Here is a 25,981-nt window from a genome sequence, read left to right on the forward strand (position 1 = left end):
ATATCTTTTCTTTTCAGACGGCCTCGCCGTTATCTACTTCCATAAAAAACACATCATGCATATTGTCGTTATCCCCTCTTGGTATCCTTCTTCCGAAACCGACGTGGACGGAATTTTTTTCCGCCTCCAAGCCCAAGCACTGCAACGCGAAGGCATAAAAATCGGCATGGTCGTGCCCATGTTCCGCTATTTGAGAAGCCAGCCGAAAACCATCTTCTCGCGCTTCTACGGCCTGCGCCGCCATCAGCAAGGCGGACTCAATACTTACGCCTACGACAGCATGTATTTCTTCCCGCGCTGTCCGGTTGTCGATATCGACCGCATCCGCTGGGTCAACGCAGGCATGAAAGCTTTTGAAGCCTATATCGCCGACAACGGCAAACCCGACGTAATTCACGCCCATTGCGTCAACTATGCCGCCATTTTGGCCTGCGCCATCTTCAAAAAATACGGCATTCCCTATGTGATTACCGAACACAGCAGCGCCATTTCACGCGGCCTTGTCCGCAAAAACCAATGGCCATCCATGCACGAAGCCGTGCGCCACAGCGCAGCCCGGTTCGCCGTCAGCCGTGATTTCTGCCGCATTCTCGAAAAAACCTACGCCGGTACAGACTGGCAATACCTGCCCAATATGCTGGGCGGCAATTTTGAACAGGATTTCGAGTTCCCCGAAAAAAACAATCAAGATTTTACCTTCTGCAGTGTCTCCCACCTGCGCCACCTCAAAGGCCACGACCTGCTCCTGCCTGCTTTTTCAGAAGCACTCAAAACCTATCCGCAGCTCAAACTCAAAATCGGCGGCGGCGGCGCAGAAGAAGGCCGTCTGAAACAACTAGCAAGCGACTTGGGCATCAATCACGCCGTTACCTTTACCGGCGCATTAACCACCGACCAAACCCTAGACCTCATGCGCCACAGCAACGCATTCGTCCTCGCCAGCCGTACCGAGACCTTCGGCGTCGTCTATATCGAAGCACTGTCGCAAGGTTTGCCCGTTATCGCCACACGCTGCGGCGGCCCCGAATCCATCGTCACATCCGACAACGGCCTGCTGGTGCCAATCGAAAACATACCGGAACTGACCAAAGCATTGCTCACCCTCTACGAAAACCATGCAAACTACAATCCCGTCCGCTTGCGCCAAGATTGCCTGCAACAATTCGGCAGCCGTGCCATTGCGCAACACCTGATCGACACCTTCCAAAAAGTGCTTAATAAGTAGGCATAAACCATACAGGCCGTCTGAAATCCTTCAGACGGCCTGCCTGCTTCCAATAAGACAAATCTAGTGTAAAATTAAGACAATAACTAAACTTTTTGATTTAAAATCAGTCCAAGGAAAAACTGTTACCTATAATAATATCCCCACATACATTATGCGCTATTACGGAACGATTACTCGCTGGAACAGCAAGCGCGGCTTCGGAGCCGCTACCATAGAAGACACAGGCCAAGAAATCTTTCTTGCCCTTGCCGCCTTCACCACCCTTACCCGCCTTCCGGCCGAAGGGCAACACATCTCCTTCAACATCACAGAAGGCCGGCGCGGCCGCAAAGAAGCCGAAAACGTCTGCTTCGCCCTTGATTGCGCCGACTGCTTTGATGTCCTCGTCCCTCCTCCCGAAAAACCCCTCGCCGGCAAACAGGCCATCGTCGGCCTGATCGTTGTTATCTTCGTCTGCAGCATTTTCGCCGCCTTGTGGTACGGCCTCCACTTTTCCGACAACACACCGGAAGAGCCGGCCGTCAAAAAACAAGAAACCATGGTTCACGAAGTAGCTGCCAAAATCGAAGCCGAACGCAAAGCATGGCGCGATGCCGTCAATGGCAGCAACCAACGCTCGGGGCAGCCTCAACGCGCCAAAGATGATTCGTCGAAACAATAACGCTTTATCCAATACAAAAAGGCCGTCTGAAAAAATGGGAAGATGAAATTATAGATTTCTTCCTCATTCTTTCAGACGGCCTTTGTTCTTACCTTATCACGGCTCTGCCATTTCCAACGCCTGTTTAATGTCTACGGCTACAACGCGCGATACGCCTTTTTCCTGCATAGTTACGCCGACGAGCTGCTCCGCCATTTCCATGGTCAGGCGGTTGTGGGAGATGTAGAGGAACTGGGTTTGCGCCGACATTTCTTTGACTAGATTACAGAAACGCGAGGTGTTGGCATCGTCCAGCGGGGCGTCGACTTCGTCCAGAAGGCAGAAGGGGGCGGGGTTGAGGCTGAACAGGGCGAACACGAGGCTCATGGCGGTGAGGGCTTTTTCGCCGCCGGAGAGGAGGTGGATGGTGCTGTTTTTCTTGCCGGGCGGGCGCGCCATGATGGACACGCCGGCAGTCAGGAGGTCGTCGCCTATCATTTTGAGGGTGGCTTCGCCACCGCCGAACAGGGTCGGGAAGAAGGTTTGGACTTTGCTGTTGACGGCGTCGAAGGTCTCTTTGAAACGCTCTTTGGTTTTGTCGTCGATTTGGGCGATGGCTTCTTCCAAAAGGGTGATGGCGGCCTGCACGTCTTCGCTCTGGCTGCGGTAGTAGCCGTCGCGTTCGCGCGCTTCTTCGAGTTCCTGCAAAGCGGCGAGGTTGACGGCGCCGAGGGCTTCGATTTGCTGGGTGAGGCTGCCGATGCTGCTGTTCAATACTTTCGGCGATTCTTTCGCCAACGCTTCGAGCGCGTCCAAATCAGCGGCCCGTTCGGTCAGGTTTTGATGGTAGCGTTTGGCGTTAATCAGGGCTTCCTGCTGCTGCAACAGGGCTGTTTGGGTGGCGGCCTGAAGCTGTGGCAACTGGGTTTGCAGGGTTTGCACTTTAGCGTATTGCTCCCTGCCTTGCTCCTGAATCTGCGCAAGTTTTTCTTGTACGACAATATATTCTTCGTCCAAGGTCTGTACGGCTTCGCTCAATTCTTCAAGCTTGATGTGCTGCTCGTCGTTTTGGAACTCGGTTTCATAGGCGAGAGCAAGCTCTTGTTGGCGTTCCTGCCAATCGAATGTTTGCTGTTCAAGTTGGGCAATTTGCTGTTGGTAGTTTTGTTTTTGCTGATTGAGCTTGTGAACAGCAACTTCGGCCAATCCATATTGGCGGTTGGCTTCCAACAGGGCAAGCTGCGCCTGTTTCAGACGGCCTTGCTGCTCTTGGCGGCTGTGCGCGGCGGTTTGCTGTTGGTGTTCGAGTTCGGCGGCGGCTTCCTGCAAAGTAACGATGTCGTCTGAAAGCCCGTCGGACGTGTGTTGCAACACGGTTTGCTCTTCCGCCAACTGCGCCAGTTCGCGCTCGATGTGTTCGCGGCGGATTTGCCCTTGGTTGGTGCGCGCCAGAAGTTCGGCGGCGCGTTGCTGAGCTTGGCTGTATTGGCGCGTGTGCTGCTGTTGCTGCTGCATCAGGTTTTTATGTTGCACTTCGGACGAGCGCACAGCGGCTTCCGCCTGTTTGAACGCGGCTTCGGCGGCGGAAAGTTCGGGGGCGAGGTTTTCCAGTTCGGACGCGATGCCGTCAAGGCGCGCTTTTTGGGCAATCAGGCTTTCCTGCGCGGGCTTGGCATAGAGCAGGACGCTGACTTTATCGACCTGATGGCCTTCGGGCGTGAGCCAGATTTGATGCGCGCCCAAATCGCTTTGATGCGCGAGGGCGTAATTCAAATCGGGCGCACACAATACGCCGTCGAGCCAGTGGTGCAATGCCGTCTGAAACGGCGGCTGCGCTTGGATTTGGTTCAGCAATGCCTGTACGGGCAGGGATTTTTTGATGCCGCCGGAGAGGTCGTCTGAAAGCCATGCCGCCTGCCCCTGCGGCAACGGCGCGGGCGGAACGAAACCGTGCGGCACGGCGCGGGCGTGCAGGCGTTCGGCAAGGATGACGGACAAGGCGTGTTGCCACTCGGCGGGCGCGGTGATGTATTGCCACAGTTGCGGCGCGGCGGCGTGGTCGGTTGCCTGCCAGAAGTCGGCGGCTTCCTGCTGTTGCGACAGGATTTGCAACAACGCCTGCTGCTGCGCCTGCAAGGTGATGTGTTGCTGCTTCAGGCTTTGGAAGCGGTTTGAGGCCGTCTGAAACGCCTCGCGGGCAGTGTGTAAGGCTTCTTCGGCGGCAATGATTTGTTCTTCGTAATGCTCTTGCTGGCTTTGCAACAAGGCGGCTGCTTCCTGCGCGGCGGCGGTTTCGGCTTCGTCAGGCAGGTTCAGGGCTTGGTTTTCCTGTTTCAGACGGCCTTTGCGCTCTTCGTGCTTGGCAACGGTTTGTTCGGCATGGGCAAGCTGCTGCTGTTTCAACGCCAGTTCGCGGCGGATACGGTTTGCCTCGTCCTGCTGGGTTTGGAAGGCGGCGTTGAGCGTGGCTTGGGCTTCTTCCAATTCGGGCAGACGCTCTTCGTGTTCGGCAACCTGCATCGCCCATTCCGCCAATTCGGTTTGCTTTTCTTCCGCTTGCAACTCGTTTTCTTCAAGCTGCACGCGGATTTGCTGCTGCTCTTGATGAATGCGTTGCAACTGCGCCTGCGCTGCCTGCTTGTCGCGTTCGATGCGTTGATGCAGGTTTTGCTGATGGCGGATTTGTTCTTCCAAACGGGCAATCTGCTCGCGCAACACGCCGCGTTTATTGCTCAATTCGTGTACTGCCTGCTGCTGCGATTGTTCGGTGGTCTGCAAGGCGTGTACTTCGTCGTTTAATGCCTGAACCTGCGCGGCGGTTTCGTCCTGCTGCGCCTGCAAAGACTGATGCTGCGCGGTCGCCTTATCAGCAGCGGCAAGCGATTGCTGCCATTGGGCGTAATCGAGCAAATCCTGTTGTTGGTTCAATTGCGCGGTCAGGGATTTGTAGCGTTCGGCAGTTTCTGCCTGTTTTTCCAGCTTTTCCACCTGACGCGCCAACTCGTTCTGCAAATCGCCCAAACGCTGCAAATGCTCGCGCGTGTCTTTCAGACGGCCTTCCGTCTCCTTGCGGCGTTCCTTATATTTGGACACGCCCGCCGCCTCTTCTATATAGGCGCGCAACTCCTCCGGCCGCGCTTCGATGATGCGCGAAATCATCCCCTGCTCGATAACGGCATAACCGCGCGCGCCCACGCCCGTACCCAAGAACAAATCGGTAATGTCGCGGCGGCGCACGGTTTGATTGTTGATGAAATAAGTCGATTCGCCCTGCCGCGTCAGCTGCCGCTTGATGCTCACCTCGGCATACTGCCCCCACGCCCCCTGCAAACTGTGGTCGCTGTTGTCAAACACCAGCTCCACCGAAGCCCTCGGCGCAGGACGGCGCGTCGCCGCACCATTAAAAATCACGTCCTGCATACTCTCGCCGCGAAGCTGCTTCGCCGAAGCCTCGCCCAACACCCAGCGCACCGCGTCAATCACATTCGACTTACCGCAGCCGTTCGGCCCGATAACCGCAACAAGCTGCCCCGGCACATGAATCGTGGTCGGGTCGGTAAAAGATTTGAAGCCGGAGAGTTTGATGTGGGTCAGGCGCATGGCAATGTTTCGAATCAGAAAAGAAGGCGTATTTTAACGGAAATACGCTTATCCGTTGAGAGAAAAGCATCTAGAAAGTCCGACTGCTTTTTTATCTTCAAAAGGCCGTCTGAAAAGTTTGTTAAAAAGAAACAGACCAGCTATCGAACTCACTAAAATATTCAAAATAAATTCATATAAAACAATTAACTAAGAAAATATCCACCCAACCACCTTCCCTTTGATTAATTTTTGTACAGAAATGCAAACAAACTGTTTATTTTTTTATGATTTATGGTTATTATCGGACATTAAAGGTTTAAAAATCAGATAAACGATCTCTCCAACCTTTTCATCAAGCGAATAACTATACAGGGAATCTCATGTCAAACATCCAAACCAAACTTAAAACCATCGTTTTTACAGCCATCAGCGCAGCCATCTTGTCCGCATGCGGTGGTGGCGGAGGCGGCGGTTCATCTGCTTTAAGCACCGGCGCGACTCCTACCAATAATACCGGCAACTCTGCTGGCAACAATGGTAATCCTACCAACAATAACAGCAATGCCAACACTCCGAAAGCGCCGTCTACTACGCTTACTAACAGTGCCGACAACCTTGCCGAACTGACCGATGAAGCTCCAATCGATCCGGCCAACGTTACCCAGCCTTTGCACACACATTTCATATCTTCCAAAGGTGCACAACAATCCAACCCTAACGTACAAATCCGCAAAGATGCCGCAGGCAAAATGTTCCAAACAGACAATCAAGACCGCAACCAAAATGGCCTGATCAGCTCTATTGACTTTAACAACAATGATGAAGTCAAAATGGACGGCGTTGTGTTATTTAATAAGACCTCTGATGGCAGCGCAACCCAACCTACATGGACAAGTTCCGCTTCTGTTATTGCCAAAGTATATTCAAAAGGAAATACTCAAACTGATGTCAGCGAACAAACGGGCAAAGAGAAAAATACCAAATTTGCATACGGTAAATCAACTTTGGATGACAATATTGTTGAAATTTCTAAAAAGTTAAAAGCTGAACAAGAAAAACTTGAAAAAGAAGAAAATCCAGAAGCCGGTCCAGTTAACAATAAAAAAGTAACTGAGATCAAAGCAAAGATTGAAGAATTAAATACTTTATACGCTAAAAATCTCGAAGTTCGGGCTAAACTAGCAGAAATGAATGAAAAAGCCAGCAATAATCTAGCCTATTTCCGTCCAGACCAAGATGGCTTAGTTTTCGACAAACAATTCGACGGTGTCTATGTCATCAATTTTGGCGATGGCACCCAGATTGTGTTGCATGATCCTTCCGCAGCCGGCTGGACATATCAAACCTTCGCGCATTACACCGACCCTAAAGGACATGTATACCAAGGCTACCAAAGCTTGGGTGATGAGACTGTCTTCACTACCCTGCCTGCAAAAGGTACAGCCACCTACAAAGGTATTTCCACTGCCTATGTGGTTACCGACAAGAACAATCGTCAGTTGACTTCCAATGTCATGGCTATCGTTGATTTCGGCCTCAAAGGTGTCCGTTTTGAAACATCAAACTCACACTTCCATACTTTGGAAAATGATAAGCGCGTATCCAAAGCAGATAAAAACTACGATTTCAAAGGTACGGCAAGCTGGAAAGACGGCAACCTCTTCTCCGGTAAAGTCAGCACGGCCGATGACAAGTTAAGCGGCAACCTGAACGGCAAATTCTACGGCCCCAATGCTGCAGAAATTGGCGGCACTTACGGCTTGAAAAACAAAGATGCAACCGAACACTTAATCGGTGGCTATGGCGCGAAACGTCAATAAACCTGCCTAAACAAAAGGCCGTCTGAAGTTTCAGACGGCCTTTTTATTTTTAATTTGGATTACACCGATACGGCTGCTTTGATGTGCGGATGCGGATCGTAGCCTTCCAATTCAAAGTCTTCAAATTTAAATTCAAACAAGTCTTTGACTTCAGGGTTGATTTTCATGGTCGGCAGGCTTCGGAAATCGCGGCTTAATTGCAGTCGGGCCTGCTCGATATGGTTGCTGTACAAATGCGCATCGCCAAACGTATGGATAAATTCACCGGCTTCCAGTCCGCACACTTGCGCCATCATCATGGTCAATAATGCGTAGCTGGCGATGTTGAACGGTACGCCAAGGAAAATATCGGCGCTGCGTTGGTAAAGCTGGCAGGACAGTTTGCCGTTGGCAACGTAAAACTGAAACAGTGCGTGGCAAGGCGGCAAGGCCATTTCATCGACCAAAGCTGGATTCCATGCGGACACAATCAGGCGGCGCGAGTCGGGATTTTTCTTGATTTGTTCCACCACATTGGCAATTTGGTCGATATGGCGACCGTCGGGTGCGGGCCAGCTGCGCCATTGGTAGCCGTAAACCGGGCCCAAATCGCCATTTTCATCCGCCCATTCATCCCAAATGGAAACGTTGTTGTCTTTCAGGTATTTGATGTTGGTATCGCCTTTGAGAAACCAAAGCAGCTCATGAATAATCGAGCGCAGATGCAATTTTTTGGTAGTCAACAGCGGAAAGCCTTCACTCAAATCAAAACGCATTTGGTAACCAAACACGGAACGCGTGCCGGTGCCGGTACGGTCGGATTTGTCGATACCATTGTCGAGAACATGGCGCATAAGGTCGTGATAGGCTTTCATGTGTTTCCTTAATGTATGTGTTGTGGGAATTTCGTGTGTATTGTACCGAATTTTCAGACGGCCTGCCTCTCTGTCTTCAATGGGGCAACCTTCCCCATATTCGCGTAGTACACTCATTAACAATGTTGACAATTTAGCGCTAATTTACACAAATTTTTGAGCTGAATTAAATTTTTACAAAAAAATTTTCAACATTTTCTAGTTTAATTACTCGGCATTTTATTTTTATTTAAATCTACTTAATGAAATATTTTTATATATTTTTAATTAAATTTAAAATATAATTCCATTTTTACAAATTGATGAAAAAATAATGTCAACAATCTAGGTAAAATTTTTCTTGGCAAGTAAAATTTTTACAGCTATATTTCAAAACATAAATATTGAAATATCTCACTCAATAGGAGTAGAAAAATGACTGACCTGAACACCCTGTTTACCAATCTTAAACAACGCAACCCCAACCAAGAACCCTTCCATCAAGCCGTTGAAGAAGTGTTCATGAGTTTGGATCCGTTTTTGGCGAAAAACCCGAAATACACCCAACAAAGCCTGCTTGAACGTATTGTTGAGCCAGAGCGCGTGATTATGTTCCGCGTCACTTGGATGGACGACAAAGGCCAAGTCCAAGTCAACCGCGGCTACCGCATCCAAATGAGTTCCGCCATCGGCCCTTACAAAGGCGGTTTACGTTTCCACCCGACCGTCGATTTGGGCGTGTTGAAATTCCTCGCCTTTGAACAAGTGTTCAAAAATGCGTTGACCACCCTGCCTATGGGCGGCGGTAAAGGCGGTTCCGACTTTGATCCTAAAGGCAAATCCGATGCCGAAGTAATGCGCTTCTGCCAAGCCTTTATGACCGAACTCTACCGCCACATCGGCGCCGATACCGACGTTCCTGCCGGCGACATCGGCGTAGGCGGCCGCGAAATCGGCTATCTATTCGGCCAATACAAAAAAATCCGCAACGAATTTGCTTCCGTCCTGACCGGCAAAGGCCTCGAATGGGGTGGCAGCCTGATTCGCCCTGAAGCCACCGGCTAAGGCTGCGTGTATTTTGCCCAAGCCATGTTGGAAACCCGCAACGACAGCATCGAAGGCAAACGCGTGTTGATTTCCGGCTCCGGCAATGTGGCACAATACGCAGCTGAAAAAGCCATCCAACTGGGTACAAAAGTATTGACCGTTTCCGACTCCAACGGCTTTGTCCTCTTCCCTGACAGCGGCATGACCGAAGCGCAACTGGCCGCTTTGATCGAGCTGAAAGAAGTACGCCGCGAACGCGTGGCCACTTACGCCAAAGAACAAGGCCTGCAATACTTTGAAAACCAAAAACCGTGGAACATCGCGGCCGAAGTCGCCCTGCCTTGCGCCACCCAAAACGAATTGGATGCAGATGCCGCCAAAATCCTGCTGGCAAACGGTTGCTATGTGGTTGCAGAAGGTGCGAACATGCCGTCAACTTTGGGCGCGGTCGAACAATTTATCAAAGCCGGTATCCTCTACGCTCCGGGCAAAGCGTCCAACGCTGGTGGCGTAGCGACTTCAGGTTTGGAAATGAGCCAAAACGCCATCCGCCTGTCTTGGACACGCGAAGAAGTGGACAGCCGCCTGTTTGACATTATGCACAACATCCACGAATCCTGCCTGAAATACGGCAAAGTCGGCGACAAAGTGAACTACGTCAATGGTGCGAACATTGCCGGCTTCGTCAAAGTTGCCGATGCCATGTTGGCGCAAGGTTTCTAAACCCCTACCCAGCCAAATCAAAAGGCCGTCTGAAATCTTTCAGACGGCCTTTTTCTTTTAAAGCAAACCTTATACGCCCAAATAACCTTCCCTGCTGGAAAGCCATCTTGCCAAATGCGCTTCGACGATTTCAGGGTTTTGTTCAATCAGCAAAGGGGCGATTTCGCGTGCCTGTTCCAAAAGGTGCAGGTCTTCTTCGAGGTTGGCAAAACGCAGCATGGGGACGCCGCTTTGGCGCGCGCCGAGAAATTCGCCGGGACCGCGGATGTTGAGGTCTTGGCGGGCGATTTCAAAGCCGTCGGTGTGTTCGTAGATGACTTTCAGCCGCGCTTTGGCGAGTTCGCTCAAGGGTTCGGCAAACAGGAGGACGCACACGCTTTCTGCCGCGCCGCGCCCTACCCGTCCGCGTAATTGGTGCAGCTGCGCCAAGCCCATGCGCTCGGCGTGTTCGATCACCATCAGGGCGGCATTGGGCACATCTACGCCGACTTCGATAACGGTGGTGGCGACCAAGACGTTCAGACGGCCTGCGGCAAACTCTGCCATGACTTCGGCTTTTTCGGCGGCCTTCATGCGCCCGTGTACCAAGCCGATGTTGAGTTCAGGCAAGGCTGCCTGAAGCTGCTCTAGGGTTTCGGTGGCGGTTTGCAGTTGCAAGGTTTCGCTCTCTTCAATCAGCGGGCAGACCCAGTATGCCTGCTGCCCTTTGCGGCAGATGTTGAGGACGAAGCCTTCGACTTCGGTGCGGCGGACGTTGTTGACGAGGCGTGTTTTAATCGGGGTGCGCCCGGGCGGCAATTCGTCGATGACGGACACGTCCAAGTCGGCGAAGAAACTCATGGCAAGCGTGCGCGGAATGGGCGTGGCGGACATCATCAGCTGATGGACGTCGCGCCCTTTGTTTTTGAGGGCGAGGCGTTGGGCGACGCCGAAACGGTGTTGTTCATCCACAATCACCAAGCCCAGATTTTGAAACTCGACGTCGTCTGAAAACAGAGCGTGCGTGCCGACAGCGATTTTGACAGAGCCGTCAGCAAGTTTGGCTTTGGCTTCGTCTTTGGCTTTTTTGCGCTGGCTGCCGGAAAGCCAGACGACTTCAAGGCCTAAAGGCTCAAACCATTGTTTAAACTTGATGAAATGCTGTTCGGCAAGGATTTCAGTCGGCGCCATCACAGCCACCTGCGCGCCGGATTCGATGGCAGTCAGCGCGGACAAGGCGGCGACGATGGTTTTGCCGCTGCCGACATCGCCTTGCAGCAGGCGGTGCATGGGGTGGGTTTGCGCCATATCGTGGCGGATTTCGGACACGACCCTTTCTTGGGCATCGGTCAGGGCAAACGGTAAGGCGTGGAGCAGGGCTTGAGTCAATGTGCCGTCGCCGCCCAATGCCGCCGCCGTGCCGCTGACACGCCTCTGTCGCGCCAAGCGCATGGAAAGCTGTTGTGCCAAAAGTTCGTCAAATTTGAGCCGTTGCCATGCAGGCAGCGCGCCATCGGAAAGCTGGTGGATGGTGAAGCTCGGCGGCGGCGAATGCAAAAGGCGCAAGCTTTCGGCAAGGTGCGGCAATTTCAGACGGCCTAATAAAGCATCAGGCAAGGTATCGTGCAGCGGCGTAACGTCCAAGGCCGTCTGAATGATGCGGCGCAAAGTGGGCTGGTTCAAACCGTTTACGGTCGGATAAATCGGCGTAAGGCTTTCCGCCAAACCACTGCTCTCGGCATCACGGATTTTAGGGTGAATCATCTCGTCGCCGTGAAACCCGTGTTTGATTTCGCCCACGGCGCGGATGCGTTTGCCGACCGCCATCTGTTTCTGGTTGCTGGCGTAAAAGTGGATGAAGCGCAGAAAAAGGACACTGCCGGAACCATCGGCGATTTGGATGATCAACTGCTTGCGCGGCTTAAAAGTTACTTCCTGATGGATGACTTCGCCCTCGACCTGACACGGCACGCCAATCGGTGCATCCTTAATCGGCATGATGTGCGTCTCGTCCTCGTAACGCAACGGCAGGTGCAACACCAAATCCCATGCAGTATGGAGGTTAAGTTTATCGAGCTTCTTGGCGGAAACATCGGTGATTTTGAGCTGTTTTTGGGTTTCGGGCGTCATCTTAAAAGGCAGCTGATTGAAAGTTTGCTGTATTTTATCCGAAAACAAAAAGGCCGTCTGAACGCAATGTTTCAGACGGCCTTCAAAGCTGAATACTTGAAACAAATTAATATTTGAAAATACGCCGGCTATCAAATCAACTTCAGCCATTGTTAGGAAACAGCTTTCAAAAAAGAAGGATGTTCAATCCATACTTTTATCAGGAATTTGGCCAATAATGCTCACATACCAAATGATGATCCATTCACTCTAGAAATGCCAATCTAATTTCAGTTTGACTGTCCGCGGTTCGCCATAGAAATTGTTTTGACCTCGCGTACGGTTGTAGTTATTTTCAAAATACGTCCTGTCAGCCAGGTTAGTTCCTATCAGGCTGATTCTGCCGTGCTTGTGGAAGTCATATTGAACAAAGCCATCTATAAGTCCGTAGCCTCCTTGGCGAATATTGTAAAGGCTACTTGTGCGACTTTGCGCGGATATTCCGCCACCCAAGGTCAACTTAGTTTGAGGCAAGCGGTAGCTTGTCCCGAGGCGGAACATATGTACCGGCGTGAAGTTACTGAAGTTATACGGGTCGGCAGTCGTGTTTTTCTCCAACCGCTCCGCATTAACTTCTGCAGCATTTTTATACTTACTTTTGTTATATGTGTAGCCAACAAAAATACGCCAGTTTTCCGACAATTCGCCAGCCAATTCAAGTTCTGCACCACTACTCTTAACCTTACCCACAGGTTTTGCGATGGTTTGGAATGAACCTCCGTTACGACTAGTATCAGGAACAAATCCGAAATCGACAACGGTTCGGTTTTTCTGCTGTAAAACAAATAAGGCAAGCGAAGCATTCAGACGGCCTTGCAAGAACGACCCTTTCCAACCTATTTCATAGTTAGTCCCGATGAGTGGTGAAAGAACGGATTTGCTGGTTACATCAACGTTATCCTGTTGTTTAAAAATCTTAGTATAGCTGGCATACAAGCTTTGTTGTGGCGTCAGGTCGTAGGTAATGCCTGCATATGGCGTAAACCGATGACTTTGCATTTTTGAGGTGTAATGCTCTTTGTCGATTTTATTACTGCTCTCAGTTTGAAATGCCGTAGCAGGCTGGCCGTAGCGTACAGGCATTTCTTTGGCTTGTGTGGTTTCATAACGCGTATAGTGCATACCACCCAAGAGATGCAGACGATTGGTCGCATTAAAGCGGGTACTGAAAGTCAAAGAATGTGTTTTATTCGTGTTAAGGTATTTCGAATAATTGTATAACGCCGGAACATGATCATCTGCAACCTGAACAGTTTTCCACAACGGCGTTTTCAGATATTGGTTTGCCCATTTCAAATTTCCCTCTTCATCCCGCTCCTGTATTTTGTTTCCATTTGCATCCAATTCGTAAACAGGATCTTGCACCATTACGCGCTCACCATTGTCGTTGACTGTCCAGACAGGCTTGCCCTCCGCATCCAACCGGGGAGTATATTTGGTAACATGCGCGCCACTGCATTCCGGCACATAGATCTTGTTATTACCTTTTTCGTTATAAATATGCCAATCTGGTTCGACAATGCCTTTTTCTAAAGGATTACGCTCCGGACCATCGGGATGAATGCCGCAACTGCCTGCACCTGCATAACCTTGAGGACGGACAAAATAACGGTTTTGATAGATTTCTGTATAAGCAGAACGGATTTTTTCATTGTTATACGCATAGCCGACAAAGAAATCATGTTCACGCCCAAGCAGGCGGTAGTTACCTGTCAGATCCAGCTTAAAGCCCCATTGCACATCGTGTTTGGTATAGTGCAACGGCATGAAGTTGTAACGGCGGTTGTATGTGTGGCGAAGATTGTATGCTGAGTCGTATAGACGGTTGGGAAACAGGCCTTCTGCATTGTTAATAATGCCTTGCTTTGCAAGCTCCTTATCAACAAACTCTTTTTTATCTACTTCTACACCCGGATCCTGCCAGTCGTTGCACAGGAAATCCAAACCAATGTCCTGCATACATTGATCAAAACCTGCCCGACGTGCTGCCACCCTTTGGGAGCGATATTGTTCAAAAGCAGATGCATCGAAATGATGGGCAACGTAATCTGCTTTTTTCTCTTCATATGTTTTAGTGACGCCATCACGATATTCTTTTAATTTTGCCAACGCCTTGTCTTTAGGCTCAAAAGGAATAACCTCCCCCTTTTCGGTTAAGAAACCCGTTGCCGCAGATGCTGAAATACCTGCCGCGTGTTCGTTTTTCAGAAAAAATTGTCCGACTTTGGCATCTGAATCGTTACGCGTATAAGAAATTTCGGCATTAAGTTGCCATCCATTGTCAAAGACATGTTTGAAACCGGAAAAAATATTGTATTTATCAGCATTCAGGCGTGACCATGAGGTTTCACCCAAATAAGTATTACGTGGCAATTTCAAAGGATTGTTACAGGCCGGACTGGAGCTGAAGGCCGCAGTTTTTTGATCCTCACAAGGTAAAATCACGCCGGCAAAATCGGGAATGTCTTTATTTTTTTGATAAGTACCGCCCAAAGTCAGCATACTGTTATCACTCAAATCCGTATCGATCACGCCATAAACCATGTCTTTCTTGTTCCATACACCCTCTTTAAAAGAACGGTGATCCTCATGAACACCAACCAGCCTACCGCGTACCGTATGTTCATTATTCAAACTTCCAGATACATCCAAAGCCAAACGCTTGCTGCCCCTATGGTCAGTACTAATTTCACCTGTATGCTTAAACAGAGCTGTTGGCCGCTTACGGATTAAATTAATGGTTCCACCCGGTTCGGAATTGGATTGAGTAAGACCGGTTGCACCTCTGACAACCTCAATGTGATCATAAACAGCCAGGTCTGTACTGGGTGAGACATCGATTTTTGCCGTATAGCCCGAACGTCCAGACACATTAGTAGTAATACCGTCTTCACCAATCTGATCAACATAGAAACCACGAGACAAAAAACGAGTTTGTAGGCCCGAATCGCGAACCACGTTGATTCCCGTAGTGTTTTTCATTGCATCTTCTAAAGAATATATTGCTTTATCATCTAGCTGCCGACGCGTCATTACGCTCACCGACTGCGGCGTATCCTTGCCTGAAATACGCAAGCCAGTCGCCGTTGCCATCGTTCCGATTGTATAAGACTGACTGCGCTCGGTATTCCTTTGTGCCTGCCGTTTGCCACTAACCTTGACTGTATCCATATCTACATGTTCCACTTCTTGATGTCCTGTATCTGCAAAAACAGTTTGGCAAGGCAGCACTAATAACAAACAAATTGTTTTCATTTGAAAATCAGGTTTCACAACTATTTCCTTAATTAATAGAATCTACTTACTGGATAAATTCTAATTCATTGATTTTAAATGGTATATAAACCTATAAAATTAAAAAGATTATCGTAATGATAAACGATATCATTATATACTTATTACATTAATATATGAACTTTTTATTATAGATTTTTCTTATGTCCTAATTTTCAAATAAAAAAAGGCCGTCTGAACACAATGTTTCAGACGGCCTTAATTTAGGTATAACGCGATTAAGCGTTAGCTCCCTGTTGTTCTTGGTAGATTGCTTCGAAGTTGATCGGAGCAAGCAGTACAGGTGGGAAGCCGGCGCGGGTTACGCTGTTGGAAATAGCTTCGCGTGCGTAAGGGAACAGGATGTTCGGACAAGCAACGCCCAGCAGCAGTTGTACGTCTTCTTCAGGAATATTTTCCAAACGGAAGATGCCGCTTTGGGTAACTTCGTTCAAGAACATGGTGCGTTCTTCGTTCAGTTTGGCAGTCACGGTCACGGTAACGTCAACGCTGTAGAAGCCGTCTTCCAGTTTGGTGTTGCCGGTAGAAACGCGCATATCCACTTCAGGCTCGCCTTGTTCCAAGAAGATTTGTGGTGCGTGAGGCACTTCCAAAGACAAGTCTTTTACATACAGACGCTCAACGCTGAATACGGGTTGCAATTCTTCGCTCATTTTATTTTCCTAAGTTAAGGGTTAAGGATTCAGTAATTCGTCCAACTTGCCTTCCTGCTGCAAGCGGTACAAATCAGTAAAGCCACCGACATGGGTGTCGCCGATAAAAATCTGCGGCACGCTGCGCTGGCCGGAAAGCTGCTGCATTTCGGCAAAAACTTCCGGATTGCCGTCGATGCGGATTTCGTTGATTTCTTTCACACCCACCGCCTGCAACAGCCTTTTCGCCATGGTGCAGTACGGGCAATATGGACCGGTATAAACAGTAACGGTTTGCATGATTTCTTCCAAAATACCAATGTTCATGACTATATGGGCATAAGCGTTATTTTACAAGTGTTCCCGCCGTACGGTTGTAAAAAACATTCAGACGGCCTCTTGGCCATAAACATTTGTGCAGATGCGGAAAAACCATAATTAAAGTATGATAAGCGCTTTCGCAGAATGACTTTTGCCATTTGTTTTTTGGAGAAGGACACATCGCAAAAGTTTTTCTATTCAAAATCAGGTATCCCCATGCTTTCAGGAATTCCCATCCCCAAGGACGCCGTGCGTCCGTCCGAAACCGTCCTCGTCAACATCACGCCGCAAGAAACGCGTGTGGCCGTTTTGGAAGAGAACAATATCTGCGAGCTGCACATCGAGCGCAACAGCGGCCACAGCTTGGTCGGCAATATTTATTTGGGCGTCGTCAAACGCGTCCTTCCCGGCATGCAAAGCGCGTTCATCGATATCGGCTTGGAACGCGCCGCGTTTCTGCATATCGTCGACGTCCTCGAACAACGCCGCAATCCGGACGAAACCCAACGCATCGAACACATGCTCTTTGAAGGCCAGTCTGTCTTGGTTCAGGTCATTAAAGACCCCATCAACACCAAAGGCGCGCGCCTGTCCACCCAAATCTCACTGGCCGGCCGTTTCCTCGTCCATCTTCCGCAAGAAGACCACATCGGCATTTCCCAACGCATTGAAGACGATGCCGAACGCAGCAGTTTGAGGGAGCGTCTCAACAACCTGCTGCCCGAAAACGCCTGCCACGGCTATATTATCCGCACTAATGCTGAAAACGCCTCCGATGACCAACTGCAATCAGACATCAACTATCTGACCAAAGTGTGGGAACACATTCAAAAACAGGCAAAAATTCAGCCGCCCGAAACCCTGCTCTATCAAGATTTGCCATTAAGCCTGCGCGTATTACGAGATATGTTCAGCCTCGATACGCACAAAATCCTGGTCGATTCCACCGAAAACCACCGCCGCATGACCCAGTTTGCCGAACAATACGTTCAAGGTGCATTGGGCAGAATCGAGCTGTTCAAAGGCGAACGCCCCCTATTTGAAACCCACAACATCGAGCAGGAAATCGCCCGCGCCCTGCAACCGCGCGTCAATCTCAACTTCGGCAGCTACCTCATCATCGAGTCCACCGAAGCCATGACCACCATCGATGTCAACACCGGCGGCTTTGTCGGAGCGCGCAATTTTGATGAAACCATCTTCCGCACCAACCTCGAAGCCTGCCACACCATCGCCCGTGAACTTCGCCTGCGTAATCTCGGCGGCATCATCATCATCGACTTCATCGATATGGCGCAGGAAATCCACCGCGAAGCCGTCCTGCAAGAGCTTGCCAAAGCCCTCAGTTTCGACCGCACCCGCGTCACCCTCAACGGCTTTACCAGTCTGGGCCTTGTCGAACTGACCCGCAAACGTTCGCGCGAAAACTTAAGCCAAATCCTCTGCGAACCCTGCCCTTCCTGCCAAGGCCGGGGCCGTCTGAAAACGCCGCAAACCGTGTGCTACGAAATCCAACGTGAAATCGTCCGCGAAGCGCGCCGCTACGATGTCCAAGCCTTCCGCATTTTGGCCGCTCCGAATGTCATCGACTTGTTCCTAGACGAAGAATCACAATCGCTGGCGATGTTGATAGACTTTATCGGCAAGCCGATTTCACTGGCAGTCGAAACCGCCTACACGCAGGAACAATACGATATTGTGTTGCTGTAAAAATAAAAGGCCGTCTGAAAACTTTTCAGACGGCCTTCTTGTTTGAGCAAATAAAGATTACGGTTTCACTACTTTACCGTTGATTTTGACGGAAGTCAGTTTCAGGTTGTAGGTTTTGCCGTCATCGGTATAGCTGATTTGCGCAGGGATATTGTCGATATCGGAAGCAAAAGAGTAAGTCACGGTATCGTCGCCGCGGCGGACGCGATATTTGCTCACAGGCGTTGTACCGCCGTTCAGCTTATAGCTTTCGCTGCCGATTTTGTTCATGCTGCCGACGGTGTACAGTTTTTTACCGTTGGTAATTTTCAAACCTGACGGCAGGCGCACGTCATTGGCGGCCAGTTGCCATGCCAAAGTGAACAAGTCCATGGCTGGGCCGGATTTTTCGGTTTTCAAATCACCTGCTTTACCATAAGTGATGTTGCCGCCGGAGAATTTGGCCTCGGCATACACTTTGCCGCCGCGCACATCTTTGTAGTAAGACGGATTCAAGGTCGTGCCGTTGATGCTGCCGCCTGATTCAAAGCGGATATTGTAAAGCGGTACTTTGATGGTAGAGACGATTTTGTATTGGCTGCCGCTGCGTGTGAAGGTCATGGTCGCAGGAATACCGTAGCTGCCTGAGTATTGCAAAACGGCAGATTGTGGCAATTCAGCGGCTTGTGCGCCGATGGAGGCAGTGAGCAGGGAAAGTGTCAGCAGGGTTGTTTTAATCGGATTCATGATGTTTTCCTTGTGTGTATCGTGTTTTAATTAAGCCAACAGGCTTTGACCGGCGGCATTGCGTTGTGCATTCAAAACGCGGTTGCCTTCGATTTTCAGACGGCCTGCAACGAAATCAGCAACGGCTTGTGGGAAAAGCTGGTGTTCAACCGTCAGCACGCGTGCGGCAACATCGTCAGCGGTATCGCCGTCCAAAATAGGAACAATGCCTTGTGAAATAATCGGGCCGCAATCCAGCTCGGGCGTCACGAAATGGATGGTGCAGCCTGCCACTCGGCAACCTGCTTCCAATGCGCGTTCGTGGGTATGCAGACCTGTGAAAGAAGGCAGGATGGACGGATGGATATTGATCAGGCGGTTTTCATAATGTGCGCAGAACTCCGGAGTCAAAATGCGCATAAAGCCCGCCAATACAACCAAATCGGGCTGATAGGCATCGATTTTCTCCATCATGGCCTGATCAAATGTCAGACGCGAGTCGAAGTTTTTATGGTTCAAACTGTCAGTGGCAATACCGCGTTCTGCCGCCCATGCCAATCCGGCTGCGGTCTCGCTGTTGCTCAATACGGCTGCAATATTGGCATCGGGAATATTGGCATTCACAATCGCCTGCATATTGCTGCCGCGTCCGGAAATAAGGATGACGATATTTTTCATCATAATTCCTTGTTGGTTTGGAACAAAGGCCGTCTGAAACGGAATTTTTCAGACGGCCTTTTATCCGTTGTTTAAGGGCGTAAGCCTTGATTCGGATTATTGAACTTTTTGTACGTCAACTTGTACAGGTTGTTGCGCAGCAGCATCAGGCGCGCCGACTTTAACCAGTTTCACGTCAAATACCAAAGTAGCGTTCGGGCCGATTTTATCACCGGCACCCACTTCGCGGTAAGCCAATTTGGCAGGGATGTAGAATGTTGCTTCGCCGCCTTCTTTCAAGAGTTGGATACCTTCAGTCCAACCTGGAATCACTTGGCTTACAGGGAAGCTTACTGGGCCGCCGTTGGCTTTGCTGCTGTCAAATACGGTACCATCAATCAGACGGCCTTCGTATTCAACGGTAACCATGTCGTCTTTAGTCGGTTTTTTACCTTCGCCTTCTTTGGTGATTTTGTATTGCAGACCGGAAGCACTGGTTTTCACGCCTTCTTTAGTCGCGTTTTCTTTCAAGAACGCTTCGCCTTTTTCCAAGTTTACTTTGGCATCTTCAGCACGTTTGGCAGTAGCTTTTTCTTGTTGCTCTTGCAGGAACTTCATCATCACTTCCTGAGCTTGGGCTTCAGTCATTTTAACTTCTTTGCCTTCAAACATGGCTTCCATGGCTTCGGTGAAGACTTTCAAATCGATTTCTGTGCCTTGGTCTTTCATTTGTTTCAATGAACGGCCGATGTCCACACCCATTGCGTAGCTGGCTTGTTGGGCAGTAGAACCGATGGCGGAAGCATCTGCAGTCGCATTTGAAGCTGCAGAAGCAGCAGGAGCATCTTTGGCGGCAGTGTCTTTTTGGTTGCAAGCAGTCAGTGCCAACAAAGCAGACAAAGCCAATGCGCTGAATTTGAAAGTTTTGTTCATGATTATGTCTTTTCCGGAAAGGTCAAAAAAGGGGATTATAGCTGAGTTTGATTGAAATGGAATCAAGGTGGATTAAAATTTGTAAAGGCTCTTATCAAAAACATTAAGGCCGTCTGAAAACAAGTTTCAGACGGCCTACTCTTAACTATCGGTCAAACGATTAATACCAGCCGCGCAGTTTCATTGCCTTTTCAACACGACGGATACTCATCATGTAAGAAGCGGTACGCAGGTCAACATCGTATTCTTGAGCCAAGTTCCAAATATCGCGGAACGCACGGCGCAGGACAACGGTTTCTTTCTCTTGAACTTCGTCAAACTCCCAGTAGTAGCCTTGCAGGTTTTGTACCCATTCAAAATAGGATACAACCACGCCGCCGCAGTTTGCCAAAATATCAGGAACAACCAATACGCCGTTTTGACGCAGGATAACGTCGGCTTCAGGAGTAGTCGGACCGTTTGCACCTTCAACCACGATTTTCGCGCGGACTTTACCGGCATTTTCAGAAGTCAGTTGGTTTTCCAGTGCGCAAGGAGCGAGGACGTCCACATCCAGAGCCAAAAGTTCGGCATTGCTGATTTCTTTGCCGTAGCCTGCTTCATTGGTGATGAAACCTTTGGTTTGGAATTCTTTGATGATTGCTTCCATATCCAAGCCGTTTTCGTTGTAAATGGCAACGTCAACAGTAGATACGGCAACGATTTTCGCACCGGCTTTGTGTGCATAGTAACCGGTGTGGTAGCCCACATTACCGAAACCTTGAATGGCGTAAGTGGCACCCTTCACGTCTTTGCCCAGTTTTTCCAAAGCTTGGACGGCGGCGAAGTTTACGCCGTAACCGGTGGCCTCAGTACGCGCCAAGGAGCCGCCAAACTCAACCGGTTTGCCGGTAAATACGCCCGGTGCGGAATGTTTCACCACGTTTTCATAGGCATCAACCATCCAAGACATGATTTTGCCGTTGGTGTTCACATCAGGGGCAGGAATATCGATTTTCTCGCCGATCAGCGGAGAAATGGCTTCGGAATAAGCGCGAGCAATGCGTTCCAATTCCGCTTCGGAATAGTTACGCGGATCCAAAGTAATACCGCCTTTACCGCCGCCGTAAGGAATACCGGCCACGCAGCATTTGATGGTCATCCAAATAGACAGTGCTTTGACTTCGTCCAGATTTACATTGGGATGGAAGCGCACGCCGCCTTTGTAAGGGCCGACGGCATTATTGTGTTGTGAACGGTAGCCGGTGAAATTTTCTACTGTACCGTTGTCGAGTTTGACAGGGAAGTTGACTTCCAAAACACGTTGCGGCTTTTTCAAGATTTCAAATACTGCTGGGTCGGCATTCAGGCGATCGCAGGCAATTTTCACTTGTTTTTGTGCAATTTCAAACGGATTCAGTGTTTCTTTAACAGCAGATGCGGACATGTATTTTTCCTTTTCATACACATGATTAGACGAGAGCCATACTTGTTACTATATACAAAAACAGGAAAAAATGTAATAGCATGTAGTCGATAAAAAGCAAATCCATTCATTTATATATGAATTTAGTTTGAGGCCGTCTGAAAATATCGGCACACTAGCCGGAAATTTTTCAGACAGCCTAGTACAAATGCTCATCAAACCATTCAAAAAAGTACACAAACCCTTTGTTTTTTAATGCCTACTAAACCGCCCTTTTTGTTGACAAAATCCTTTCCACATTGCCAACAGACTGACAGACTTAGACCAGCGAAAATTGTTAACAATTTAAACAAATATCCCTTTAAAGAATCAGCAAAACATCGGCAAATCAGGCAAACAATGTTAAAATAACCACTTAAATAATATGACAGAAAGCTACTCAATGACCACTGCTGCTTTAGAACATGTTCAAGCCGTTGCCTTTGATTTGGACGGTACCTTATGTGATTCCGTTCCCGATTTAGCCGCAGCAGCCCAAGCCATGTGTGCGCACTTGGGTTTACCTGTTTTGCCCACCCAAACGGTTGAAAGTTATGTCGGCGACGGCATCAGCAAGTTGATTCATCGCGTCATTAGCAATGATCGTGAAAAAGAAGCCGATCCTGAAATCTGGGAAAAAGGCTTTGTGTTCTTTATGAAATATTATCGCGAACACTTAAGCGACTTTACCCGCCCCTACCCTGAAACCGAAGCCGGTCTCGGCCTGCTCAAGTCCTTGGGTATTCCATTGGTTGTTATTACCAATAAAAATGAAATTCTGGCTGCTGAGTTGCTGAAACAGCTCAATCTCGACGGCTATTTCAGCTTGGTTCTCGGCGGAGACAGCCTGACTGAGAAAAAACCCAGCCCATTGCCGCTTCAACATGCGGCCGAAGTTTTGGGCATCGACGTTGCCAATATGCTGATGGTGGGCGACTCCAAAAATGACATTATTGCCGCCAAAGCGGCCGGTTGCTTCAGCGTCGGCGTAACATTCGGCTACGGCGACATGACCTTGCTCTCCCAAGACAAAGCGACTAAACCTGATTTGTTGATTCGCGCGCTGCCTGAAATCTACGAAAATCTGCAACCGCAAAAAAACAAAGACGAAGAATAATTCGGCTTTATTTTTAGACGGCCTTTTCGGTGCTTTCACCTAATCAGGCCGTCTGAAATGTAATTCAATGTAGTTAAAATCCCGCCCCTTCCATATCCCCATGAAACCTCCCAAAACCTTACGCGCCCGCGCCTTGGATATTCTTTCCCGTCAGGAAGTCAGCCGTGTCGGCTTGAAACGCAAACTGGCTCCCCACGCTGAAAGCGAAGAAGAATTGGAAAAGATTTTGGATGAATTTGCCGAACGAAATTGGCAATCCGACCAGCGTTACGCAGAAGCCTATATTCACAGCAAGAGCAACCGTTACGGCACGCTCCGCCTCAAGCAAGCCTTGGCGCAACAAGGTATCGATGCAGACGACTGTCGGGAATTCTTACCCGATAGGGAGGACGAGCTGCAAACCGCCATTTCCGTCTTGCGTAAAAAATTCAAGCAAGAAGCTCAAGATTTGAAAGAAAAACAAAAACAAGCGCGTTTCCTTGCCTATCGCGGCTTTGGTGCCGACACCATTCAGACGGCCTTAAAAACGGCGTGGAATGAAGAAGACTCCTATCAATAATCATTCCCACTTGAATCTTTGCTTCTATCGGCGTACCCTTACGCTTTTATTCAATAATTCAATCAGAGCTTCATTATGTCCGACAAACCGCACGATACACCTAATCCCCTACTCGAAGATGAACGCAAAAACCCTGTTTACCGCTTGGGTCAGGCAGTAGCCGGATTCATGTTGCTGGTTTGGGCCGGCGTTTTGGCCTTGGTTTTCTTCTTGGTTTTCCGTTTTTGGTTGAATTAAACCTAATCCGATTACAAAAAAGCCATAAACCCTCTTAAAAAAGCCAACAGCTTTTATTTGTAAACATCAAAAAGGCCGTCTGAAAATACTTTCAGACGGCCTTTGCTTATAACGAGATTATCCTCGAATCACTTTACGGATATTCGGATTGGCATGCATTGCATGAATAATCTGATTAACCTGATCCAAGTCTTTGACTTTAATTGTGAATTTAAATTCTACAAAACCTTCCGTTCCTGCTTGCGCTTTGGTTGGCGTATCGACAGATTCGATATCCGCACCGGAATTGGAAATCGCTTGCGCCATTGAGGCCAACAAACCATGCGCATCTTCGGATTTAACGTTGAGGATGGTGCGGTACGTTTGATTGCGCAAACTGTCCCAACCCGCATCCAGTTGCTCTTCCGGATCAGCTTTGACCAAAGTTTGACAGGTATCACGGTGGATAATCATACCCTTGTCTTTGACCAATAATGCGCGGATCGCATCGCCGGGAATCGGATGACAACATTCGGCAAAATGAATCCGGCCGGTTTCCTGATCGTTGACTTTGATCGGGCTGAGTTTGACCTCGCTGCCAAAATGTTGGCCTGCCAACTCGGCAATGTGCATGGCAACGTGTACCGGCAAAGTATGCCCCATACCGACATTGTAGAGAACCTCTTCAAACGAGGTTTGTTTGGTATTCAAATCGGCAAGGTATTTTTCTTTGAGGTCGTCTGAAAGCAGGATGTCTTTAGGCAACAGGCTGGATAAAGCTTTTTGCAGCAGGTTCTCACCCAAAACAACGGCATCGTGACGATTCAGATTTTTAATGTATTGACGGATGGCGCTGCGCGCACGGCTGGAAACGGCAAAGTTCAACCATGCCACATTAGGCTTGGCGTGTTCGGAAGTAATGATTTCTACCGTATCACCGGTTTTCAGCTTGGTGCGCAACGGCATCATGACGTTATTGATACGCGCGGCAACGGTTTTATGGCCGATGTTGGTGTGCACAGCATAGGCAAAGTCAATCGGCGTTGCACCCTTAGGCAAGGTTAAAATATCGCCTTTCGGAGTAACGATATAGACTTCATTGGGGAACAAATCGACTTTGACATGCTCCAAAAACTCGATGGCATTTGAGCTGCTGGCTTGCAGGTCAAGAATATTTTTCATCCATCGGTTCATATGGAGGACGGCTTGGTCCGGAGTATTTTCACCGGATTTATAAATCCAATGGCCGGCAATACCGCCCTCGGCTACGGCATCCATTTCACGCGTACGGATTTGCACTTCGATCGGCAAACCGTAAGGGCCGACCAAGGTTGTGTGCAGGCTTTGATAACCGTTACTTTTCGGAATGGCGATATAGTCTTTGAAACGGCCAGGTTTGGGGTGGTATAAATTATGCAATGCACCCAACGCGGCATAACAGGCAGGAATATTGTTTACAATGACCCGAAAGCCGTAGATATCCATTACTTCGGCAAAACGCAGTTTTTTAGCCAGCATTTTTTGATGGATGCTGTATAAGTTTTTCTCGCGGCCTTTGATTTTGGCTTCAATATTGACACCCACCAAACGCTGACTGAATGCACGCAGCACTTTGCCGACAACATCGCGACGGTTTTTGCGGCTGTTGTCCATGGCTTTTTTCAGGGTTTCGTAGCGTCTTGGGTGGAGGTTTTGGAACGATAAGTCTTGAAGCTCTTGATACGCATTGTTCAGGCCAATGCGATTGGCGATTTGAGCATAGATTTCGAGGGTTTCTTTGGCGATGCGACGGCGTTTTTCCGGACGCATAGAGCCAAGGGTACGCATATTGTGCAATCGGTCGGCAAGTTTGACGACGATGACGCGCACGTCTTTAGTCATGGCGAGGATAAGCTTGCGGAAACTTTCCGCCTGATGCTCGGCATGATCTTCAAATTTGAGTTTTTCCAGCTTGGAAAGGCCGTCTACCATTTCGGCAATGGTATTGCCGAATTCTGCCGCCATTTCGACTTTGGTTACACCCGTATCTTCCAATACATCGTGCATAACGCCTGCGCAGAGGCCTTGAACATCCATGTGCCAAATCGCAAGCTGCGTGGCAACGGCAAGGGGATGGGTGATGTAGGGTTCGCCGCTTTTACGGGTTTGTCCGTCATGGGCGTGGAAAGCGTAGGCAACGGCTCTTTCAAGCTCGGCCTGCTCATTGGTATTGAGATAGGATGCGGTGCGAAACAAAAGCTCGCGCGCTTCTGCTGTCAACGGATCATAGGGGGCGGTAGGCAGTGGGGCTGGCATTTTCAGACGGCCTTTTATGGCTATTTTTAAGCCGTCAGACTGTATCGGTTGTGATATCGCACCGATACAGTCCGCGC

18 protein-coding genes and 1 pseudogene are annotated in these 25,981 nt (G+C 49.3%); 8 read left to right on the forward strand and 11 right to left on the reverse strand.

Annotated features, from left to right (window positions below; translation table 11 throughout):
- The first annotated feature begins 55 nt into the window (after positions 1-55).
- Together HMPREF2608_RS07850 and HMPREF2608_RS07855 are read left to right on the forward strand one after the other, a co-directional pair.
- Entirely contained in the window at positions 56-1,225 is a 1,170-nt protein-coding gene (locus HMPREF2608_RS07850) for a glycosyltransferase (RefSeq protein WP_070826541.1), read from the forward strand.
- 154 nt (positions 1,226-1,379) lie between these two features.
- Positions 1,380-1,889, forward strand: a complete 510-nt coding sequence (locus tag HMPREF2608_RS07855) for a cold-shock protein (RefSeq protein ID WP_070826542.1) — start codon at positions 1,380-1,382, stop codon at positions 1,887-1,889.
- A gap of 96 nt (positions 1,890-1,985) precedes the next feature.
- Here the strand turns inward: HMPREF2608_RS07855 and smc are convergent, their stop codons facing one another.
- Positions 1,986-5,468, reverse strand: coding sequence for a chromosome segregation protein SMC (smc, locus tag HMPREF2608_RS07860; protein ID WP_070826543.1), 3,483 nt, complete (start codon positions 5,466-5,468; stop codon positions 1,986-1,988).
- Positions 5,469-5,830: 362 nt separating this feature from the next.
- Here smc and HMPREF2608_RS07865 point away from each other — a divergent pair, with 362 nt between their 5' ends.
- Complete coding sequence (locus HMPREF2608_RS07865) at positions 5,831-7,270, forward strand: transferrin-binding protein-like solute binding protein (protein ID WP_070826544.1); 1,440 nt, start codon at positions 5,831-5,833, stop codon at positions 7,268-7,270.
- Positions 7,271-7,329: 59 nt separating this feature from the next.
- On the opposite strand, the gene HMPREF2608_RS07870 is transcribed toward HMPREF2608_RS07865, so the two are convergent.
- Complete coding sequence (locus HMPREF2608_RS07870; protein ID WP_070826545.1) at positions 7,330-8,124, reverse strand: thymidylate synthase; 795 nt, start codon at positions 8,122-8,124, stop codon at positions 7,330-7,332.
- Between the two features lie 414 nt (positions 8,125-8,538).
- On the opposite strand from HMPREF2608_RS07870, the pseudogene gdhA reads away from it, so the two are divergent.
- A pseudogene (gene gdhA / locus HMPREF2608_RS11685) lies at positions 8,539-9,873 on the forward strand (NADP-specific glutamate dehydrogenase).
- Positions 9,874-9,942: 69 nt separating this feature from the next.
- Here gdhA and recG read toward each other — a convergent pair.
- From recG to grxC, 4 genes are all read right to left on the reverse strand, one after another.
- Positions 9,943-11,982 carry an ATP-dependent DNA helicase RecG gene (recG, locus tag HMPREF2608_RS07880; protein WP_070826596.1) on the reverse strand — a complete coding sequence of 680 codons (2,040 nt, stop codon included), beginning with the start codon at positions 11,980-11,982 and terminating at the stop codon, positions 9,943-9,945.
- Positions 11,983-12,231: 249 nt separating this feature from the next.
- Positions 12,232-15,276 carry a TonB-dependent siderophore receptor gene (locus tag HMPREF2608_RS07885; RefSeq protein WP_070826597.1) on the reverse strand — a complete coding sequence of 1,015 codons (3,045 nt, stop codon included), beginning with the start codon at positions 15,274-15,276 and terminating at the stop codon, positions 12,232-12,234.
- Positions 15,277-15,533: 257 nt separating this feature from the next.
- Positions 15,534-15,968 (reverse strand): protein-export chaperone SecB, encoded by a 435-nt coding sequence (gene secB / locus HMPREF2608_RS07890; protein ID WP_003682271.1) that lies wholly within the window; start codon positions 15,966-15,968, stop codon positions 15,534-15,536.
- Positions 15,969-15,989: 21 nt separating this feature from the next.
- On the reverse strand, positions 15,990-16,247 hold the full coding sequence (gene grxC / locus HMPREF2608_RS07895) for a glutaredoxin 3 (RefSeq protein ID WP_003684090.1): 258 nt from the start codon (positions 16,245-16,247) through the stop codon (positions 15,990-15,992).
- A gap of 237 nt (positions 16,248-16,484) precedes the next feature.
- On the opposite strand from grxC, the gene HMPREF2608_RS07900 reads away from it, so the two are divergent.
- On the forward strand, positions 16,485-17,978 hold the full coding sequence (locus HMPREF2608_RS07900) for an Rne/Rng family ribonuclease (protein ID WP_070749682.1): 1,494 nt from the start codon (positions 16,485-16,487) through the stop codon (positions 17,976-17,978).
- A gap of 57 nt (positions 17,979-18,035) precedes the next feature.
- On the opposite strand, the gene HMPREF2608_RS07905 is transcribed toward HMPREF2608_RS07900, so the two are convergent.
- The 4 genes from HMPREF2608_RS07905 to HMPREF2608_RS07920 form a co-directional block, all read right to left on the reverse strand.
- Positions 18,036-18,704 carry a DUF3108 domain-containing protein gene (locus HMPREF2608_RS07905; RefSeq protein WP_070826546.1) on the reverse strand — a complete coding sequence of 223 codons (669 nt, stop codon included), beginning with the start codon at positions 18,702-18,704 and terminating at the stop codon, positions 18,036-18,038.
- Between the two features lie 30 nt (positions 18,705-18,734).
- Complete coding sequence (purN, locus tag HMPREF2608_RS07910; protein ID WP_070826547.1) at positions 18,735-19,361, reverse strand: phosphoribosylglycinamide formyltransferase; 627 nt, start codon at positions 19,359-19,361, stop codon at positions 18,735-18,737.
- Positions 19,362-19,457: 96 nt separating this feature from the next.
- Positions 19,458-20,273 carry an FKBP-type peptidyl-prolyl cis-trans isomerase gene (locus HMPREF2608_RS07915; RefSeq protein ID WP_070607922.1) on the reverse strand — a complete coding sequence of 272 codons (816 nt, stop codon included), beginning with the start codon at positions 20,271-20,273 and terminating at the stop codon, positions 19,458-19,460.
- A 160-nt stretch (positions 20,274-20,433) separates the two neighbouring features.
- Complete coding sequence (locus HMPREF2608_RS07920; protein WP_070504425.1) at positions 20,434-21,699, reverse strand: Glu/Leu/Phe/Val family dehydrogenase; 1,266 nt, start codon at positions 21,697-21,699, stop codon at positions 20,434-20,436.
- A 421-nt stretch (positions 21,700-22,120) separates the two neighbouring features.
- On the opposite strand from HMPREF2608_RS07920, the gene HMPREF2608_RS07925 reads away from it, so the two are divergent.
- The 3 genes from HMPREF2608_RS07925 (at position 22,121) to HMPREF2608_RS11495 (ending at position 23,630) form a co-directional block, all read left to right on the forward strand.
- Entirely contained in the window at positions 22,121-22,834 is a 714-nt protein-coding gene (locus HMPREF2608_RS07925; RefSeq protein ID WP_070826548.1) for a phosphoglycolate phosphatase, read from the forward strand.
- A gap of 100 nt (positions 22,835-22,934) precedes the next feature.
- The gene (recX, locus tag HMPREF2608_RS07930) at positions 22,935-23,393 is read left to right on the forward strand and encodes a recombination regulator RecX (RefSeq protein ID WP_070826549.1); all 459 of its coding nucleotides are present in this window, start codon (positions 22,935-22,937) and stop codon (positions 23,391-23,393) included.
- A gap of 75 nt (positions 23,394-23,468) precedes the next feature.
- Positions 23,469-23,630 carry a hypothetical protein gene (locus tag HMPREF2608_RS11495; RefSeq protein WP_049344044.1) on the forward strand — a complete coding sequence of 54 codons (162 nt, stop codon included), beginning with the start codon at positions 23,469-23,471 and terminating at the stop codon, positions 23,628-23,630.
- A gap of 117 nt (positions 23,631-23,747) precedes the next feature.
- Here the strand turns inward: HMPREF2608_RS11495 and HMPREF2608_RS07935 are convergent, their stop codons facing one another.
- A complete protein-coding gene (locus HMPREF2608_RS07935) occupies positions 23,748-25,904 on the reverse strand; it encodes a RelA/SpoT family protein (protein WP_070826550.1) in 2,157 nt (718 codons plus the stop codon).
- Between the last annotated feature and the right edge of the window lie 77 nt (positions 25,905-25,981).

This window comes from Neisseria sp. HMSC064D07, assembly GCF_001837185.1.
GTDB classification, from domain to species: Bacteria; Pseudomonadota; Gammaproteobacteria; order Burkholderiales; family Neisseriaceae; genus Neisseria; species Neisseria flavescens_C.